Origin of the sequence: Pirellulimonas nuda (assembly GCF_007750855.1) — a bacterium.
GTDB classification, from domain to species: domain Bacteria; phylum Planctomycetota; class Planctomycetia; order Pirellulales; family Lacipirellulaceae; genus Pirellulimonas; species Pirellulimonas nuda.
This window is the reverse complement of record NZ_CP036291.1, coordinates 1781873-1798855: the sequence shown is the minus strand read 5'-3', so window position 1 is coordinate 1798855 and position 16983 is coordinate 1781873. Positions and strand designations below refer to the sequence as shown.

At 67.0% G+C, this 16983-nt stretch carries 15 protein-coding genes; 5 read left to right on the top strand and 10 right to left on the bottom strand.

The window, feature by feature from the left end; all coding sequences use genetic code 11:
• Window positions 1-74: 74 nt before the first annotated feature.
• The 3 genes from Pla175_RS07455 to ubiE all read right to left on the bottom strand — a co-directional run bounded on the left by Pla175_RS07455 (window position 75) and on the right by ubiE (window position 2759).
• A complete protein-coding gene (locus Pla175_RS07455; RefSeq protein ID WP_145282726.1) occupies window positions 75-1100 on the bottom strand; it encodes a UbiA-like polyprenyltransferase in 1026 nt (341 codons plus the stop codon).
• Window positions 1101-1277: 177 nt separating this feature from the next.
• Window positions 1278-1943: a UbiX family flavin prenyltransferase gene (locus Pla175_RS07450; protein ID WP_145282723.1), complete on the bottom strand. Its 666-nt coding sequence runs from the start codon at window positions 1941-1943 to the stop codon at window positions 1278-1280.
• A 69-nt stretch (window positions 1944-2012) separates the two neighbouring features.
• Window positions 2013-2759 (bottom strand): bifunctional demethylmenaquinone methyltransferase/2-methoxy-6-polyprenyl-1,4-benzoquinol methylase UbiE, encoded by a 747-nt coding sequence (gene ubiE, locus Pla175_RS07445; RefSeq protein ID WP_145282721.1) that lies wholly within the window; start codon window positions 2757-2759, stop codon window positions 2013-2015.
• A 111-nt stretch (window positions 2760-2870) separates the two neighbouring features.
• Here ubiE and Pla175_RS07440 point away from each other — a divergent pair, with 111 nt between their 5' ends.
• The 3 genes from Pla175_RS07440 to Pla175_RS07430 all read left to right on the top strand — a co-directional run bounded on the left by Pla175_RS07440 (window position 2871) and on the right by Pla175_RS07430 (window position 5804).
• Window positions 2871-3629: a 2-phosphosulfolactate phosphatase gene (locus tag Pla175_RS07440; protein ID WP_197527329.1), complete on the top strand. Its 759-nt coding sequence runs from the start codon at window positions 2871-2873 to the stop codon at window positions 3627-3629.
• 173 nt (window positions 3630-3802) lie between these two features.
• Window positions 3803-5257, top strand: a complete 1455-nt coding sequence (locus tag Pla175_RS07435) for a glycine--tRNA ligase (RefSeq protein ID WP_145282717.1) — start codon at window positions 3803-3805, stop codon at window positions 5255-5257.
• 178 nt (window positions 5258-5435) lie between these two features.
• Entirely contained in the window at window positions 5436-5804 is a 369-nt protein-coding gene (locus Pla175_RS07430; protein WP_145282715.1) for a hypothetical protein, read from the top strand.
• A 140-nt stretch (window positions 5805-5944) separates the two neighbouring features.
• Here Pla175_RS07430 and Pla175_RS07425 read toward each other — a convergent pair whose 3' ends face one another.
• A complete protein-coding gene (locus Pla175_RS07425; RefSeq protein ID WP_145282713.1) occupies window positions 5945-7942 on the bottom strand; it encodes a vWA domain-containing protein in 1998 nt (665 codons plus the stop codon).
• 152 nt (window positions 7943-8094) lie between these two features.
• On the opposite strand from Pla175_RS07425, the gene Pla175_RS07420 reads away from it, so the two are divergent.
• On the top strand, window positions 8095-9024 hold the full coding sequence (locus tag Pla175_RS07420) for an alpha/beta hydrolase (RefSeq protein WP_145282711.1): 930 nt from the start codon (window positions 8095-8097) through the stop codon (window positions 9022-9024).
• On the opposite strand, the gene Pla175_RS25840 is transcribed toward Pla175_RS07420, so the two are convergent.
• The 4 genes from Pla175_RS25840 to yajC all read right to left on the bottom strand — a co-directional run bounded on the left by Pla175_RS25840 (window position 9000) and on the right by yajC (window position 14289).
• On the bottom strand, window positions 9000-9137 hold the full coding sequence (locus tag Pla175_RS25840; RefSeq protein WP_197527328.1) for a hypothetical protein: 138 nt from the start codon (window positions 9135-9137) through the stop codon (window positions 9000-9002). The genes Pla175_RS07420 and Pla175_RS25840 overlap by 25 nt on opposite strands.
• Before the next feature lie 237 nt (window positions 9138-9374).
• Window positions 9375-10334, bottom strand: coding sequence for a LysM peptidoglycan-binding domain-containing protein (locus tag Pla175_RS07415; protein WP_145282709.1), 960 nt, complete (start codon window positions 10332-10334; stop codon window positions 9375-9377).
• Window positions 10335-10583: 249 nt separating this feature from the next.
• Window positions 10584-13799, bottom strand: a complete 3216-nt coding sequence (gene secD / locus Pla175_RS07410; RefSeq protein WP_197527327.1) for a protein translocase subunit SecD — start codon at window positions 13797-13799, stop codon at window positions 10584-10586.
• A gap of 100 nt (window positions 13800-13899) precedes the next feature.
• On the bottom strand, window positions 13900-14289 hold the full coding sequence (gene yajC / locus Pla175_RS07405; protein WP_145282704.1) for a preprotein translocase subunit YajC: 390 nt from the start codon (window positions 14287-14289) through the stop codon (window positions 13900-13902).
• A gap of 389 nt (window positions 14290-14678) precedes the next feature.
• Between yajC and Pla175_RS07400 the strand changes: the two genes are divergently transcribed.
• Window positions 14679-15254 carry an RNA polymerase sigma factor gene (locus tag Pla175_RS07400; protein WP_231954248.1) on the top strand — a complete coding sequence of 192 codons (576 nt, stop codon included), beginning with the start codon at window positions 14679-14681 and terminating at the stop codon, window positions 15252-15254.
• 21 nt (window positions 15255-15275) lie between these two features.
• Here Pla175_RS07400 and Pla175_RS07395 read toward each other — a convergent pair whose 3' ends face one another.
• Together Pla175_RS07395 and Pla175_RS07390 are read right to left on the bottom strand one after the other, a co-directional pair.
• Window positions 15276-16475 (bottom strand): hypothetical protein, encoded by a 1200-nt coding sequence (locus Pla175_RS07395; RefSeq protein ID WP_145282700.1) that lies wholly within the window; start codon window positions 16473-16475, stop codon window positions 15276-15278.
• The gene (locus Pla175_RS07390) at window positions 16472-16891 is read right to left on the bottom strand and encodes a hypothetical protein (RefSeq protein ID WP_145282698.1); all 420 of its coding nucleotides are present in this window, start codon (window positions 16889-16891) and stop codon (window positions 16472-16474) included. Before Pla175_RS07390 ends, Pla175_RS07395 begins: the two co-directional genes overlap by 4 nt.
• Window positions 16892-16983: the final 92 nt, after the last annotated feature.

Genomic DNA, 16983 nt, shown 5'->3' with positions numbered 1-16983 from the left:
AAAGTTGGTCTTTCGCGGAGGCGCAGAGACGCGGAGGAACGAACTATTTATCTCTGCGTCTCAGCGAGAGTTTTTCAGATCAGCAAATCTACGCACACAACCGCAAGCAGCCCCAGGCTGATCACTGCGTTGACGTTGAAAAAGGCGACATTTACGCGGTCGAGGTCGTTGGGGCGGACGATGGCGTGCTCGTACGCCAGCAGCAGTGCGACGCCGCCGACGGCCGTCCAGTAGAGCCAACCCAGCGGGGGGTAGACCAGGGGGAGCGCCGCCAGGGCCAGCACCGTCAGCACATGGCACGCGGCGGCAAGTCGCAGGGCGCCGCGGACGCCCAGTTTGGCGGGGATGCTGTGCAGGCCGGCGGCACGGTCAAATTCGGCGTCCTGGCAGGCATAAATCACGTCAAATCCAGTCACCCAGAACAGCACCGCGGCGCCCAGCACGAGGGCCGGCAGTAGGTCGAGAGGGTTCGTCATGACTGCTTCACCCCGGATGGCGATCCACGCCGCCACCGGCGCCAGCGCGAGCGCAAGCCCGAGCCAGACGTGCGCCAGCGCCGTAAACCGCTTGGCGTAACTGTACCCCAGCAACACCAGCAGCACCGGCGCACTGAGGTACAACGGCAACCGGTTCGGTCGGAACAGCAGCGTGCTGGCGATGAACAACGCGGCGCTGACCACCGCAAAACTAGCCACCTGCCCAACCGTCAGAATCCCCGCCGGCAGATGCCGCTTCACCGTGCGCGGGTTGGCGCCGTCGATCCGTCGGTCTACGAGCCGGTTAAACGCCATCGCGGTGCTGCGGGCGAAGACCATACAGAGGAGGATGCCGAGGAGCTCTTGCCAGCGGATGGCGTCTGCGATGTTTTCAAGCGGGTTCGGCAGCACACGGGCGCCGCCGGCAATATGACCAAGACTATGACCTCCGAATGCAGAAATGCCGAACACTTTGCCCGGTATCGGAGTTCCGACAACGATGCCTGTGTCCTCCCACGCCCGCAGCCACCACGCCATCACGGCACTCATGAGCGCAAACGGCAACGCAAACACCGTGTGGCTGAAGCGGATGAGCGACAGGAAGTGGCGGATGACTTGTAGCATTCGTGAGCCCCGGAGGGGCGACGGCATATAGCCAGGGGCGCAAGACCCTGGAGAAGGTCGTTCGGTTTATCGTAAGCCCCGGAGGGGCGACGGCGCTTTTTCAAGCGAAATGCGCCGTCGCCCCTCCGGGGCTACTGTCTGGCGCGGCGAATGCTTCCCAGGGGCTCGCGCCCCTGGCTATGGGCCGTCGCCCCTCCGGGGCTCTTCCCCCCAGCGTTTCATCAGTGCGTTCCGCACGCCGAGCTGGTCGCAGATCCGTGCGACGACAAAATCAACCAAGTCCGCGATCGTCTCCACCCCGTGGTACCAGCCCGGCGCCCCCGGCAGCACCACGGCGCCCGCTTCGGTGGCGCGGCGCATGTTGTCGATGTGCGTCAGCGACACCGGCGCCTCGCGTGGCACCAAGATCAGCTTGCGGCGTTCCTTGAGGGCCACCTCGGCGGCACGCTGGATCAGGTTGCCCGCGGCGCCCGCCGCGATGGCGCTCAGCGTCGTGCCGCTGCACGGGCAGACCACCGTGCCGGCCGTGAGGAACGAGCCGCTGGCGATCGGCGCCATGAAGTCTTGATGGTGGTGGCAAACCAGCTTTCCCGGCGACGGTTCCGCCACGGGGTTGCTACCCGCGAGCAACGGGACGCGGCCGATCGCCAGGTCGGCGGCCTCTAGCTTATTGAGGTCGAGCCGGATGCCCAATTCCTGCTCCACCACGGCGGCGCCCGACGGGCTGACGGTGAGATGCACTTCGTGCCCGGTGTGCAGCAGCACGTCGAGCAGACGCACCGCGTACACGGCGCCGCTGGCGCCCGTGATGCCTAAGACGATGGGGAACGTTGTAGGGTGCATGGAATGCACCAGCGGGGGTGCAGACGTGGTGATGGGATGTGTGTCCGGGGCTGGTGTACTGCGTACACCCTACTTTGTGCCGACGTACAGCGTCGCTACGCCAAACGTCAGCGGGTAGAACGTGCAGTCCTTGAATCCGGCTGCCTGCATCCGCTCGACCAGCGCCTCGTACTCGTAGAACTGCCCCACGCTGGCCGGCAGGTATTCGTACGCGGCGCTGTTGTTCCGCATCACGGCTTGGCCGATCCGTGGAAGGACGTTCCTAAAGTACCAACCGTACACGCTCCGCAGCGGTTGCCGGCGCGGCGTGGTGAACTCCAGCACCGCCAGCCGGCCGCCGGGGGCGAGCACGCGGGCCATCTCGCGCAGGCCCGCGTCGGTGTCCGCTACGTTCCGCAGGCCGAACGCCACGCTGACGATCTGGAACTCGTTGTCCGGGAACGGAAGCTGTTGGGCGTCTGCCTCGACCCAGGTCACCCGGCCCGGCTTGTCTTTTTTTCGGGCGAGGTCGAGCATCTCGGGGCAGAAATCGGCCCCCGTTACTTCCGCCCTGCCCTTCGCGGCCCGGTCGTACGCCAGCGCCAGGTCGCCGGTGCCGGTACAGAGGTCGAGGATGGGTCGCCCAGCCAACGCGCCCGTGTCCGCGGGGGCTGCCTTGCGCACGGTAAACCGTCGCCACAGCCGGTCGATGTTCATCGACAGCAGGTGGTTCAGCAGGTCGTACCGGGGAGCGATCTCGCCAAACATCTGACGGACGCGCTCGCCCGACTTGTCCAGCGGTGGGTCGGGCGATGGGTGGGCGACTGCTTCCGGCATCAGGCTTTGAGCATCGTGGTCTCGTGATTCCGCTACAATCTCGTGAGCCTATCCGGCCCGAGCGTCGCCGAAAAGGCGATGCCGTCCCCGCTCCGCCCAGCAAATCCCGCCATGCCAGCCCGGCTCGCCGTTCACTACCTGCCTCAGTTCGTCCCTGAAACCGATCTCGCCGGCGCCACCGTGGTGATGATCGACCTGCTGCGGGCCTCCAGCACCATCTGCCAGGCCCTGGCGAATGGCGCCTCGGAGGTGCTGCCGTTTGTGGAAGTGGACGAAGTTTTGCGGGCCGCGGATGGCCGCGACCGCTCTGCCGTTCTGCTGGGGGGAGAGCGCGACGCCCAACCCCCCGAGGGGTTCGACCTGGGGAACTCTCCGCTGGACTATACCCCCGACCGCGTTTTTGGCCGCCAGGTATTGTTTACCACCACCAACGGCGCCCGGGCCCTGTGGCACGCCCGGCTCGCCAGCCGGGTGCTGGTTGGGTGTATCCGCAACCTTTCGGCGGTCGTCGACTCGGTCGCCGCGGACCAAGACGTGCACCTGCTGTGCGCGGGCACGGCCGGCCACGTGACCCGCGAAGACCTGCTGGCGGCCGGCGCCATCGCGGCGGAACTGCAGAAACACGAGGGGCGGGAAGCCAGCGACCCGGCGCACGCAGCGATCGGCGAGTGGCAGGAACTGCTGACCACCGCCCGCGCCCTGGAGCGGACGCCGAGCCAGCAGCTCGCCGACGAGCTACGCGGCGTGCCCCACGGGCAAACGCTGGTCGGCCTGGGGTACGAGGCCGACCTCGATTATTGCGCAGAGATCGACGCACTTTCGATCGTCCCGATCTTCGACCCCGCAACCGGCGTCATCCGCCCGGCGTAGCAGAGCAAGAATACATCTCTCGCAGAGGCGCAGAGACGCAGAGGAAAACTCCAAAGCTCTGCGCCTCCGCGCCTCTGCGAGAGTCTTTATCTAGGCGCTTCCGGCCGGTTGCCGGTAGACTCCTGAGCTGTCCCAATCCACTCTGCCCCAGCCCCTCGCGTCTCGTTATGGACATGGAAAAAGTCGTCTCGCTCTGCCGCCGCCGCGGGTTCTTGTTCCAGTCGAGCGAGATCTACGGCGGCCTGAACGGCTTCTGGGACTACGGGCCGCTGGGGGTCGAGCTGAAGCGGAACGTCAAGGAGGCATGGTGGCGCGACATGGTCGCCACGCACGACGACCTGGGCACCCTGCCGGGCGCCCCCAGCCCGTACGACATGGTCGGCATCGACTGCACCATCATCATGCACCCGCAGGTGTGGAAGGTGAGCGGGCACTACGACCTGTTTATCGACGAGATGGTCGATTGCCGCACCGAGGGCTGCAAAGGCCGGTTCCGCGTCGATCACCTGGCCGGCAGCGAGTGCCCGCTGAAGCCGAGCAAGCCGGCCGGCGGCAGCGACAAGTGCAGCCTGACCGAGCCGCGCGAGTTCAACCTGATGTTCAAGACCACCCTCGGCGCCCTCGGCGGCGAAGAAGACACGGCCTACCTCCGCCCCGAGACGGCCCAGGGGATCTTCGTCAACTTCAAGAACGTGGTCGACAGCAGCCGGGTGCGGGTGCCGTTCGGCGTGGCCCAGCAAGGCAAGAGCTTCCGCAACGAGATCACGCCGCGGAACTTTACGTTCCGGTCGCGTGAGTTCGAGCAGATGGAGATCGAGTTCTTCTGCCATCCCGACACGTCGCGTCAGTGGTACGAGTTCTGGCGCGACCGGCGGATGCAGTGGTACAAGGACCTCGGCCTGGCCGGCGACCGGCTGCGGCTGCGCGACCACGACCCGGACGAGCTGTCGCACTACTCCACCGGCACGGCCGACATCGAGTACGCCTTCCCGTTCCTCTCCGAGGGAGAGTACGGCGAGCTCGAGGGGATCGCCCACCGCGGCGACTTTGACCTCCGCAGCCACATGGAGGGGAAACTCGACCCCAAGACCTGTCCCCTGACCGTTGAGCAGGGCGACGACGGCAAGCCCCGCCACCGCGGCTCCGGCCGCGACCTCACCTACCGCGACGACCTGACCAACGAGCGGTTCACGCCGCACGTGATCGAGCCCTCCGCGGGCGCGGACCGGGCGACGCTGGCCTTCTTGTGCGAGGCGTACACCGAGGACGAGGCGCCCGACGAGAAGGGGAAAATGCAGACCCGCACGCTAATGCGGTTCCACCCAAGGATCGCCCCGATCAAGGCGGCCGTGTTCCCACTGGTGAAGAAAGACGGCATGCCCGAGGTCGCCCAAGACCTGTACAAAGCGCTGAAGAAGAAGTTCCCCGCGGTCTACGACGCGGGGGGCGCGGTCGGCCGCCGCTACCGCCGCCAGGACGAGATCGGCACGCCGTACTGCATTACGATCGACGGGCAGACGCTGCAGGACCAGACGGTGACGATCCGCGACCGCGACTCGCTGGAGCAAGTGCGGGTGAAGCTGGACGACACGGTGGCGGAAGTGGAGCGGCGGATCACCGCGCTATAGGGGTGGGTGCCTGGGGTCGAAGCGAAGCGGAGCCCCCAGGCGGTTGCCACTGAGTGGCGGTAGTAGTTCGAGCCACTGCTGGGGGCTCAGGCTATCGCCTTCGACCCCAGCCACCCGGCGCTCGATAGAAGGAGTCGTTCGCCAACGGTCACGCCCCTCTCCCTTTTGGAGCAATCTCGTGGCTACCAACGATCCACTCGACGCCGACGCCGATCCGTTTCGGCCACCTGCAATCCCTACGCTTGTCGGTTGCCTGCACTGCGGCGAGGAGTACGACAGCTACCAGATCGAGTGGCGGGTCGAGAACTGCGGCGACGGCCGTTCTCGCGGCTTTTGGTGCTGCCCAATGGAAAACTGCGACGGCCGGGGGTTCGGGTTCGACATCTTTCCCGTGGACCCGGAGTACCGCGACGAAAACGGGGAGACGATGTGGGTGGACGACGACGAGAACGACTCCGAACTCGACGAGGGGCTCGACTCCGCTGACCCACTAGAAGGCGGGCGGAACGACGGCGGGGATGCTGATGACGACTTGCTACCGTGGTAGGTGGGACGCCAAGGTAGCCGGCCGCCACGTCCACGCTCGCGTGGACATGCAACAATTTTCGGACGGTGACGTTACCGAGCCACACATGCCCACGGCTAGCGTGGCGCATAACGCCCGGCTCCCAACGTCAGACGCGTCGGTCACAGCTTCGGCGGCGGACGCCGCTCCTTCCTCGGCGGGACCGGTTCTTCCCGCATCGGCCGAGGCATGTTGGCGTTGGCCTCGCGGCGGGCCAGCCGGCCGGCGAGATCGCGGAACTCTTCGCGCCACTCCCAGCCCAGCGGCGTGGCCAGCTCGCGTTGGGCTAGCAGCGCCCACGGGGTCCCTTCGTGCTGCTTGGCGACCCCTTCGAGATACGCGATCGCCTTCTCGGCTTCTTTGGAGAGCACGCTGCCCGAGCTGATGTTGTCACTGGGGCGCAGCACCCAGGTGTCGCTCTTCTTGTCCTTGAAGGCCATCCCCATCTTCGCCTGGGCCAGCATCGTGTTGTAGCCCTCGGTGCGGACCTGGGCGGCCATCGCGCGGCCGATCGCCAGGTCGAAGCCCGCCTGCCAGCGTGGCTCCGAGAGCGTCCTGCGGCCCGGTTCGCCCTGCTGCAGCGTGCCGACCAGCCGTTCGAGCCGGGGCTCCAGCACCGCCGCGTCGCGCTGGGCGCGGGTCAGCGATTCGGCGAACTGCGCCTCTTCGAGCTTCGGGAAATCGAGCCGGACGTCTTCCATCGGCTCGGTGAGCGACAGGTTGGCCGCCTGCACCAGGGCCGCTTTGGCGCGGTTGTTCGAAAGGTTTCTCTGGTACTCGGCGACCGACACGTAGTCGGGGCGGTAACGCCGCATCACGCGCTCGTCGAAGAACCGGCTCATGTAGGTCGCCATCGGCGAGGTCTGCCACGGCTGCACCTCGCCCCCCATCGTCCTGTTGGGGTGCACGGTGAAGTAGACGCCGCCGGTCTCGTAGCAGAGCCGGGTCAGGGCGAACGGGCCGAATCCGGAGTCCAGCGTCTCGTCGTCGCGTTGCCCTAGGAACCGCAGATTGATTCGCTCGGGAACAAGCGACTCGGGCCCCTGCTCGACTGCTACCCGCTGGGGCGACTGGTCGTACATGGGGTCGGGGTCGATGTACTTGACAAACGCTTCGCGCTTACCGAAGGGCGCCGGCACGCCCACCACGTAGACCGGGATCTCTAGCTTCCGACACAGATCGACCGTCTCGTCCACGCGGCCGACGTCGTTGCCTGCCTCGTCGGAGAAGACCACGATCATCACGTTCCGCCGCGGCGACTTGAGCCGGTAGTTGCGGTACTGGTTCGCCACGGTGCCGACCGCGGTGAAGATGTTCTCGACCCCCGCGTCGTCGTCCTTGATCGCCCGCACGGCGGCCTGGATCTCTTCTAGGTTGTCGGTCGGCTCGGGCGTGAGCAGCGTGCTCCCTTTGCCGAACGAAGCAACGGCCGTGAGCAGCGGCTTGTCTTTGTGCTTGGCGAACGCGGGGTCGCCCGCTGCGGCGATCACGCCGAGCTGCTCGTAGATGTGGTCGAACCGCTGCGCGATCTCTTCGCGTTGCGGCTTCAGGCTCCCCGACTGGTCGAAGAGCCAGACCACGAGCGTGGGCCGCTGATCGATGGACGTGAGGATTTCTTGCGTGATCCGGTCCACGGCGCCGGCCGCGCCCGTGGCGCCCACGGCGCCTACGCCCTTGACCAGCATGTCGTCGGTGACGGTGGGGCTGGTCATCACCGGCTCGGTGATCTCAAACGCCTCAACCGTGCCGGTCAGCGCCGTCGGCTCGATCTTCAGCAGCACCTCGGACACCATGTCGGGCAGCGGCGCCGAAGGGGCGGCGTCCGAGGCGCCGGCGTCCGCTAGCGCGCCGATCTGGTCTTCTGTTTCATTCGAAAAGCGGAACTCCTCGGGCAGCAGGTCCTCGATCGGCTCGACCGGCGTGGCGGAGAGGATCGGTCGTCGGTCGCTGGGGAGGATCGCCGTCAACGCCGCCAGCAGGAACAACACCGCCAAGTGCACCGCGAAGCTGAGCGCCCAGGCGCCGGTTTCGCCGTCGACGAGCGTGACGGGCGAATCGGGCTCGGCCGGGCCCGCCGGCTGCGGGGGCGCGTTCGGAGGATTTCTTGCGGGGTTGGGCATAGGCCTACGGAGAAGCAGACGGGGGCTTCCTTTATTCTTCGCTATTTCCAGGTGAGATGCAACAGAATCGCTGGCGGCAGCGACCGCCTTCTTCGACTATAATCAAGCGAAAGACGACCCCTTTTCGCCCTTCGATTGAGAGATTCTTCCACATGCGCCCAAAAATCTGTTGCGTGGCTGTGGTGCTGACCCTGCTGGCGGTGGCCCCCCCCTGTGCCGCCGCGCCGCGTGGCAAGGCAGAGCCCGCCCAGATCATCGACCTGCTGACCAAGGACGGCGTGACGCTAAAAATCACGTACTACCAATCGCCCGGCGGAAAAGATTCGGCCGTGGTGGTGCTGCTCCCCGACCTGAAGGACTCTCGCGGGCTGATGACCAGCATGGCGACGCGGCTCCAGTCGCCGGGGCCGGCAGACGCACACAAGCCGATGGCGGCCGTGACCGTCGACCTCCGCGGCCACGGAGACAGCGTCAGCCGCGTGCTGGCCAGTGGCCGGACCGGGGAGATCAGCGCGTCGCGGCTTCGCAAGTCGGACTACGTAGCGATGGTGCTTGAGGACATGGAGGCCGTGCGTCGCTTCTTGGTGGAAAAGAACGACTCGGGCGAGCTGAACCTCAACCGTCTGGCGATTGTCGGCGCGGGCCTGGGGGCTTCCGTAGCGACCAATTGGGCGGCCCGCGACTGGTCGGCCCCCCCGCTGGCGGTGGGCAAGCAAGGACAAGACGTGAAGACCCTGGTGCTGGTGTCGCCCAGGTGGAACTTCAACGGCCTGACGATGCAGGACGCCCTCCGCCAGCGCGGGGTCGCCAGCGACGTTGCTTTTATGATCCTCTACGGGAACGAGGACCGCAAAGCGGCCTCAGACGCACAGCGCGTCTACGACCAATTGGCCCGCAGCCGCCCCGCCGTGAGTCCGGACAGCAAAGAGCCCTCGGACTTGATGAAGGTCGACACGGCAGAGACCAGGCTGCAGGGGACACAGTTCATGAAACAGGGTGGCGCCCAGGTCGAGGACCTGGTGATCCGTTTCATCTCGAAGCACACCGTCGAGCCGAACTACCCGTGGACCGACCGGCCGTAGCGGTAGTCGCTCGCGAGCGCCAGCGCCGCTGCGAACAACAGCATCGAGCACCCCAGCAGCCCGACGGCCACCGGGAACAGAACGGAAGCAAATGGGGCGAGGACAAGACTCATAGCACGACTCCTTGCGAGTTGAAAAGGTTTCGCCTGCGTGATGAAGTTGATGTTAGCCGACCGACGCGCTGGCACGGCGCGCGTTCCCTTCGGTTTCGCAGCTCTTTTGTGGGAGCCGCGCGTCTCGATCGGCACAGCCGTCGAGGTCCTGCGTTACAGATTTCCTGAGACGCATTGAACGCACGGACCGAGCCGACAGCGCCCGCGGCTAACGCGCGCCCGAAGGCTGCGGCGCCGCTACCACGCAGTGTCCGCCGACGTCGGCGCGAGGAGCCGAGCGCGCGGCGGCTCTGCCTCGTCGCCGCCACGCCATTGCCGCACGGGTTCTAGGCTGTCGCCCACGACCGACCCCTGCACCACGCGGGCAGACGACGGCGCGATGATTTCAACGCCGATCGGCAGCAGCTCCGGGTGGCTCAGCACCGATCGGTTGGCCTCGTACAACGCGGGCCAGAGTTCGGCCGATCCGAGGTAGCGCTCCGCGAGCTTGGGGAGCGTGTCGCCGTCGGTAAGCACATGGGTGCGGGAGCCTTGCTCGTCGCCCGACGCGCCCGGGGGCTGGTTCCACGGCTGCCGCGACGCGACGCGGTGCTCGGGCCCCGGCGCCGGCGGCCGGTTCGGAGCCGGCTCGTGCTGTTTCAACGCCAGGGGCGCCGTCGACTCGTTGAGTAGCTGCGGGGGCTGCCGATCCCAGGGGCTCGCAACCGCGCCGCTGCCGCCGCCCCAGGCGTTCTCCGGCGCGGCCGCCGGCAGGTCGGGCATATAGGGCAGGGGCGCCGCGGCGTACCAGGCTTCGGCCGTCGGGGCGGCCTGGGGCGCCTGGCGATCGGGGGCGGGGTTCGGCGAGACCGGTTCTAGGTGTGAACGATCGAGCGTCGCAACCGCGGGGGTGACAAAGTTGTCGCTGAACTTGGAAGAGCTCAACTGCCAGGGGTCGAGCGGCGCGGGGGCTTCTGCAAGCTCCAGACCGCCGGGCCTTGCTTCGCGAAGTCCTTCGAGCCCGGCGAGCTGCTCAAGGGCGTTGGCGGCCCAGTCCGCGGAAGGGGCCGATAGCTCTGTAGCGGCCGGCGGCGCCGCGGGGAGCGCGAAGCGGTCCCAGAACTCTGGTCCGGGGCTGGGTGGGCCGAACGCCTTGGCGCCGACGAAGCCGGCGACCACCAGGACAAGTGCGAACAGACTCTTAGCGGCAAGCGTCACGTGCGAGCTCCATGGTGCGAGCGCAGCGCAACCCGATCCGTTGGGGCGATGCCGCTCTGCTTTGCTTGGATTCGTCCGTGAACCACTCCGCGACCGGCGGCGCATGCCGCTGGTCTCGGGGCCTTCACCTAATGCATCGTCCAGCAGGGCCGACCAACCGCAACGCGGTCCGCGTGAGTGGGCAAAGAAAAACCGGCGCCCCGCGAAGGGGCGCCGGTTGGGAAGAACTTAGGTCCTCTACGGCCGGCGTCAGGCGGCCGAAGCGCCGGCCGGCTTCCGCTCGGTCCCCTCGGTGCCGGCGAGCGTCAGCAGCAGGGGCGCCGCAATAAACACCGTGCTGTAGGTGCCGGCAATCACGCCGACTACCAAGGCGAACGCGAAACCGTGGATGCCCGAACCGCCGGCAAAGTACAGGATCACCACCACGATCAACGTGGTGAGCGATGTCAGCAAGGTCCGGCTGAGCGTCTGGTTCACGCTGAGGTTGATCATGTCCTTGGTCAGCCGGGGGCTCTTGCCTTTGACTTCACGGATGCGGTCGAAGATGACGATCGTGTCGTTCAGCGAGTAGCCGATGATCGTCAGCAGGGCCGCCACGATCGTCAGGCTCACTTGGAACGGATCGATCTGGATCGCTGAGGCCAGCGCCGGAACGCCCGTCGCGATGTAGTAGGAGAGGCCCAGCGCGCCCAGCGTGACTAGCACGTCGTGCACCAGCGCCACCACGGCGGCGACGCCGTAGGCGATGTTCTGGAACCGGAACCAGATATACCCAACGATCCCCAACAGGCTCACCAACATCGCTTCCAGGGCGGTCCATCGCATGTCGCCGGCGACCTTGCCGCCGATCTTGTTCGCCAACGGGAAGATCGGCTCATTGGTCATCGTGTCGGCCAAGCGGTCGGCCGTGGCCGCGAGCTGGGCGGGCTCGACCCCACCAAGGCGGATGGTCCAGACCTTGAAGCGCTGGCTGCTGCCTTCGGTATAGCCCGGCGTGGTCACGACCGGCTCGAGCCCCTTGATGCCTTCGGCCGCCAGCGCCGTGCGGACGCGGTCGGTGAGGGCGTCGTGGCCAAGGCCGTCGTCGTCGGAAAAGCCTTCGGCGTTGTTGAACTTGACGTCGATCTCGGCGCCCTCAACGCCGCCGGCGGCGTAGGGCTTGGCCTCACCCGGCGCCACGGCGTAGGTCTTGAGCTGGTCGCCGAACGCGTCGCTAAGCACCTCCTTGACCCGGTCCGGATCGTCGATACTGGTCGTCACGGTAAACCGCGTCCCGTCGGTGCCGCGTTCTACGACGGTCAGGTTCGCATCGGCCAGCTCTGTCTTCTTCAGCGCTTCGGTGACCTCGCGTTGGTTCGACGGCGCCGATTCGTCGAGCGCCATCGTCACGCTGGCCCCGCCGGTGAAGTCGATGTCGAGCAGCCCGTCGCCCCGCATGACGACCGCGGTCATCCCGGCGCCGATCACCAGCAGAGAGAACACCGAGGCCGCGTAGCACTTGCCGAGGAAGTCGATGTTGGTGTCGCCGATGATACGGCTGAACTTGAGGTCCTTGATCCAGCGGCGGCGCTCGGCGATGTCGAACACCAGCCGCGAGCAGAAGATGGCCGTGAACATGCTCGCCAGGATGCCAATCACCAGCGTCACGGCGAAGCCCTTCACCTGGTCGGTGCCGATGGCGTACAGCACAGCGCCGGTTATCAGCGTGGTGAGGTTGGAGTCGACGATTGTGGTGGTCGCACGGCCGAACCCGTTGCGGATGGCCATCCGCAGCGAAGCGCCGCGGGAGAGCTCTTCGCGGATCCGCTCGAAGATCAGCACGTTAGCGTCGACGCTCATGCCGACCGTCAGCACCAAGCCGGCCAGACCCGGCAGCGTAAAGGCGGCCTTGATGAGCACCATCACGCCCAGCACGATCAGCAGGTTCATCGCCAGCGCAAGGCAGGCCACCAGGCCGGCGAAGCGGTAGTAGAACAGCATGAAGACCAGAACCGCGGCGAGGGAGACAGCGATCGCCTGGCTCCCTTTCTCGACCGTGGTCTTGCCGAGTGTGGGGCTGATCACCTCTTCGCTGATCGGCTCCTTATTGAGCGCCGCGGGCAGGCTGCCCGCGTTGAGGATGCCGACGGTGACATCGACCTCTTCTTTGTTCATGCCGGTGATCTGACCGCGGCGGTCGATCGGCGAGTTGAGCGACGGCGCCTGACGCAGCTTGTTGTCCAGCAGCACGCCGAGCCGGCGGCGGAGCTGCGACGCCCCCGTCTTGGGCTGGTTTTCGCGTGTGAGACGCCCGAACCGCTTGGCGCCGCTGTCGTCGAAGATGAAGTCGACCGCGGGCCGGCCCTCGTCGTCGTAGCCGGCCAGGGCCTTGTCCAGGTACTCGCCGGTCACGTCCCAGCGGTCGAGCTTGACCAGCGCCTCGGGGCGTCCCCCGGCGTTGCGGACGACCATGCGGGGATCGGCTTCGCCCGGCGCGCCAAACTCCGCGACGTCGTACTCCACCCATCGCCCGGCCGGCTGCCCCCCCAGCTCCACGATCTTCTGGCTGGGGCCGGCAAGGTTGGCCTGATCGATGAGCCGGGTGTCGGCGTCCCACGCCGGGTCGGCGAGGATGCGGAACTCCAGGCTCCCGAGGTCTGTAATGAGTCGCTTGATGTAGGCGAGGTCGGCCGCGTCCTGGTTGGGGATGATTACCTCAACCGCGGTTCCGTACTGTCGGATCGAGACTTCCTTGGTGCCCGACGGGTCGACGCGCTGCTTGATGGCGTCGATCAACTGGTTGATATCGACCTTCTTGTTGTCGGCTCGGTCGGTTTCGCCAGACTCCAGTTCTTCTTTGGTCGCGATGTTGTCCGGCTCTTCGAGCTCGTAAATCAAGATGATGCCGCCGCTCAGGTCGGGGCCGCCCTTGAACTCTCCGAAGGTAATCGCGAGCACGCACGCAGCGATGACGCCCAGCACCAGCGCGATCTTCCAGCCGTGGTCGGGCATCTTGAGTCGCCCCGCGATCCACGAACCGATCGGGATCGGCAGCAGCACCACCGCCAGCACCGTGCCAATGATCGGCCAAGAGATCGGGGTCTCGCCGCTCGCCGGAGCGGCGCCTGCAGCGGCGGGATCCGCTTCGGGGTTTTCCTTCTCTGCCGTCGCTTCTTCGGCGGTCCCGGCGCCGGATGGCCCGTCGCCGGAAGCCGGGGCTTCGGCGGACTCGGCCTCGGCGTCAGAGTCGCCCTCAGCGGCCGGAGGCGTTGACTCCGGCTTGGCCGGCTGCTCTGCGTCCTCTGCCGGCGCATCGGCAGTCGGGTCGGCAGCCGGCTGGTCGCCCGGCTCGCTCTGCTCGGCGGGCGCCGAGACGGCCGGTCCGTCCTGTGCAAGCGCTGCGCGAGGCGAGGCGGAGTAGGCCACGACGACGAGCGCCGAGGCAACCAAGTAGACTAGAGAAAGTTTTCGGAAAGGGTGGTTCATGCTCATAGCCGACCTGCCGGTCCGCGGCGCGCCCGGGGGGCGCGTCGCACGTCGAGGCGAGGCGGCCGTCGTGGCCGCCGGTCGTTTTTCCTGCAAAGGTTTACTTCTTAGTCTTAGAATCCGAGGGCGTGTTTTCTGAGTCCTTGTCGGCGACGCGTGAGATCGCCCAGAGGTCGACACGCACTTTGGCGCCGGTCGTTTCGTCGATACGCAGCGTCACCCGGCCCTGCTCCCGCTGGACGGCGGTCACCACGCCGTGCAGCCCGCCGCTGGTGATGACATGGTCGTTTTCTTTCAGATTGTCCACCAGCTGGCGGAGGCGTTGATCCTTCATCCGCTGGGGTTGAAACAGCAGAAAGTAGGCGAGCAAGGCGATGGTGACCGCCGGCATCGCGAACTGGAGGATGCCCGCCGGTCCGGCGTCGGGCGCCGGTTCGGCCAGGGGCAGAATTGCCCCCAACGCCGCTGCACAATGGAACAAACCGCTCAAAGAACCGCCTAGAACTAGCAGACGCGTACACCGCGGCCCCCTGCTCCGGCGCGGGGGGCGAAGCCGCAAATCATAAAGTGGGTTGGCGTTAGGGGAAAGGGGAAACCGTCATTCGGCCGGAAAGGGCCCCGCAACCCGAACCGCCCCGTCAGCCGTGCCGGTCGGCGCCCAACGGCGCCTGGACCGCCCCCCGGGGTTCCACGTTTGCCTTGCTTCGCGGTCTGCGGCTACCTACTATCAGTACAGGGCGGTTGGCGTCAGCGCCGCGCCCCGGGCCAGAGAAGAGCGAAGCGGAGCAGCCGACGCGCGGCGCGTAGGCCGCTAGTTTCACGCCTAAAACGAACCGCACCTGAAGGTGATCGCCCGTGGCCCTTTCTGAGATAGACCGCTTGCTCTTAGCACGATGTGTCCGTCGTGAGCCGGGGGCGTGGGAGGACTTCGTTGACCGGTTCATCGGGCTGGTCATCCACGTGGTCGACCACTCGGCACGATCCCGTTCGGTCCGGCTCACCCCGGCCGACCGTGACGATCTGGTGGCGGAGGTCTTCCTCCGCTTGGTCGAACGCGACATGGCGGTGCTGCGGCATTTCCGCGGTCAGAGCTCGCTGGCGACCTACCTCACGGTTGTGGCCCGACGCATCGTGGTGAAACAGATCGTGGCCCACCTGCCCCGCAACGCCCACGACCAAGACCCCCAGCGGTCTGCCGCTGGTGGGAACGCTGTGGCCGCCGCACAGGCGGCCGGGCCGACGGTCGAGGAGCGGATGGCCAACGCCGACGAAGTGAATCGGCTGATCGAGTCGCTGGCCGGCCCCGATGCAGAAGTGGTGCGGCTCTACCACCTTGATGGCCATAGCTACCAAGAGATCAGCCGCCGGATGGGGCTGCCAGAGAACAGCGTCGGGCCGATCTTGAGCCGCGCCCGGGCGCAGATGCGCCAGACGGCGAATCAGCCCACGGGGTGAGGTCGCCGCCCGCGGAGCGCGTTACCGCAGCGGCAACGCCACCCCACCCGGCGGGAGCCGTTCTACTTGCGGGCCGCCGTCCGCCTCGATATCGGCGTTGATGCTGCCCGACGACCGCCATTGCGTCTGCTCGGTCGCGGTCCGTCCCAGATCGACCACAGGCATCGTTTCTGGGGCCTGCGTCACCGAGGGGGGCTCACCCGTGGCCTGTAGCGGGATCAGTTCTCGTTGCGGGGCCGGCAAAGGAGACGTGTAGGCCGTCGGAACCGTGTAGCCCGCCGGAGACCGCAGTTGGCCGACAGGCGCAGCATTGCTGGATGGCGGAGCGGCGCCGATCGGCGCCCCCCCTGCCCTTCCCAGGTCGATCTGCGGCGTCCCTTCGAACGTGGGGAGCCCGTAGATGGCGGCCGGGTCGCTGACGGGCTGATTGATGGAGACGTTCGCCATGTCGAGGGTGAACGCCAGGTTGGCGCGTGGGACGCGGATCGACACCGTGCTGGGGAGCGACGCCTGGGCGGTGACGTCGTAGCGGAACTTCCGCGCCGTGGCCGACGCGAGCAACTGGCCCGCCGTGTCGTACAGGTGCTGTTCCACCACCCAACCACGCGTGGGATCGACAACCGTCACGCGCTTGAGCGGGCCGGCGGGTCCGGTTTCTGTCGACGTGATCTCGAGCGTCCCGTCTTGCCGCGGCAGCGGGCCCTGGTAGGCCGCGGCCGGGTCGAGTTGCACCAGTCCGATCGCGTCGAGCAGCCACTCAGGAGGGATCGGCAGCCACTGCTGTGCGGCGCTGCCGGCAAGCTGATCGTGCCGCGCGAAGTAGACTCCGGGTGGCTGATTCTGGCGGATCCAGACCCAGAACAACTCGTCGTTGCTCCCCAGGTCGATCTCCGGACCCGTGAACGACGTCCCCGCCCGCAGCCGCAGCCGCCGCGGCCGCTGGGCCGAAAGGGTCCCGCTGAGCAGCGGCAGATTGGGCATGTCGGTGAGTGTGAGCGAGACCGACCCGGCCATCAGGTTCTGCACCCGGGCCGTGTTGGCGTTCACCGCGGCAACGATGTCGTTGACGCTGGCGGCCGGAGCAAGCACTTGGGGCGCCGGCGGGCCGGGGGCGGCAAGCGCGTCGCGACGCTCAAAGGCCTTGCAACCCACGGGCGCCGCGATAAACGCCGCGGCAAGCAGCGCCATGAGGGTTGGCGAGAGTCTGTTCGGGTTCTTCATCCGGGCGTCTGCTCGGGGTTGAGGGCCGCATCGATCAGGGCTTCGATCTCGCCGGCGCGCGTTTCGTCGGGCACGTTGACAGGGACCTGGTAGGTTTCGCTGCGTCGCGGGCATTCGACGGTCAGCACCGCGGGGTCTTCCTGGGCGTCGTCGGCGCGGAAGACGCGTCGTCGCACCAGCAGCATTGCCGCTACGTAGCGGGCGTCGGGCTGGCCCGTTTGGTCGGCGGCGCCGGGAGACCATGCATCAAACAGGTCGAGCAGCACGTCGCTTGGCGAGCGTTGTTGCGTCGGTGCGGCCGGCCCCCCCGCCACACACCGCCACCAGCCCAGGGCGCCCTCGGGGGGGCCTTCCCAGGCCTCACTGCTGAAGTCACGGCGGACCGTCTCTCCTTCGACATCCACTAGCACCGACACGACGGGCTCCCCAGCGCGCAGCGGACGACCCGACGACGCGCATTGGTCGCCTAGGGGGGGCCATGGGAGGTCCGTGATCGACATCGACCGAC

What these genes read in the sequence shown, in the direction of transcription:
- Pla175_RS07455 (WP_145282726.1), bottom strand. Translation starts at nt 1,100, where the DNA reads ATGCTACAAGTCATCCGCCACTTCCTGTCGCTCATCCGCTTCAGCCAC.
- Pla175_RS07450 (WP_145282723.1), bottom strand. Translation starts at nt 1,943, where the DNA reads ATGCACCCTACAACGTTCCCCATCGTCTTAGGCATCACGGGCGCCAGC.
- ubiE (WP_145282721.1), bottom strand. Translation starts at nt 2,759, where the DNA reads ATGCCGGAAGCAGTCGCCCACCCATCGCCCGACCCACCGCTGGACAAG.
- Pla175_RS07440 (WP_197527329.1), top strand. Translation starts at nt 2,871, where the DNA reads ATGCCAGCCCGGCTCGCCGTTCACTACCTGCCTCAGTTCGTCCCTGAA.
- Pla175_RS07435 (WP_145282717.1), top strand. Translation starts at nt 3,803, where the DNA reads ATGGAAAAAGTCGTCTCGCTCTGCCGCCGCCGCGGGTTCTTGTTCCAG.
- Pla175_RS07425 (WP_145282713.1), bottom strand. Translation starts at nt 7,942, where the DNA reads ATGCCCAACCCCGCAAGAAATCCTCCGAACGCGCCCCCGCAGCCGGCG.
- Pla175_RS07420 (WP_145282711.1), top strand. Translation starts at nt 8,095, where the DNA reads ATGCGCCCAAAAATCTGTTGCGTGGCTGTGGTGCTGACCCTGCTGGCG.
- Pla175_RS25840 (WP_197527328.1), bottom strand. Translation starts at nt 9,137, where the DNA reads ATGAGTCTTGTCCTCGCCCCATTTGCTTCCGTTCTGTTCCCGGTGGCC.
- secD (WP_197527327.1), bottom strand. Translation starts at nt 13,799, where the DNA reads ATGAACCACCCTTTCCGAAAACTTTCTCTAGTCTACTTGGTTGCCTCG.
- Pla175_RS07395 (WP_145282700.1), bottom strand. Translation starts at nt 16,475, where the DNA reads ATGAAGAACCCGAACAGACTCTCGCCAACCCTCATGGCGCTGCTTGCC.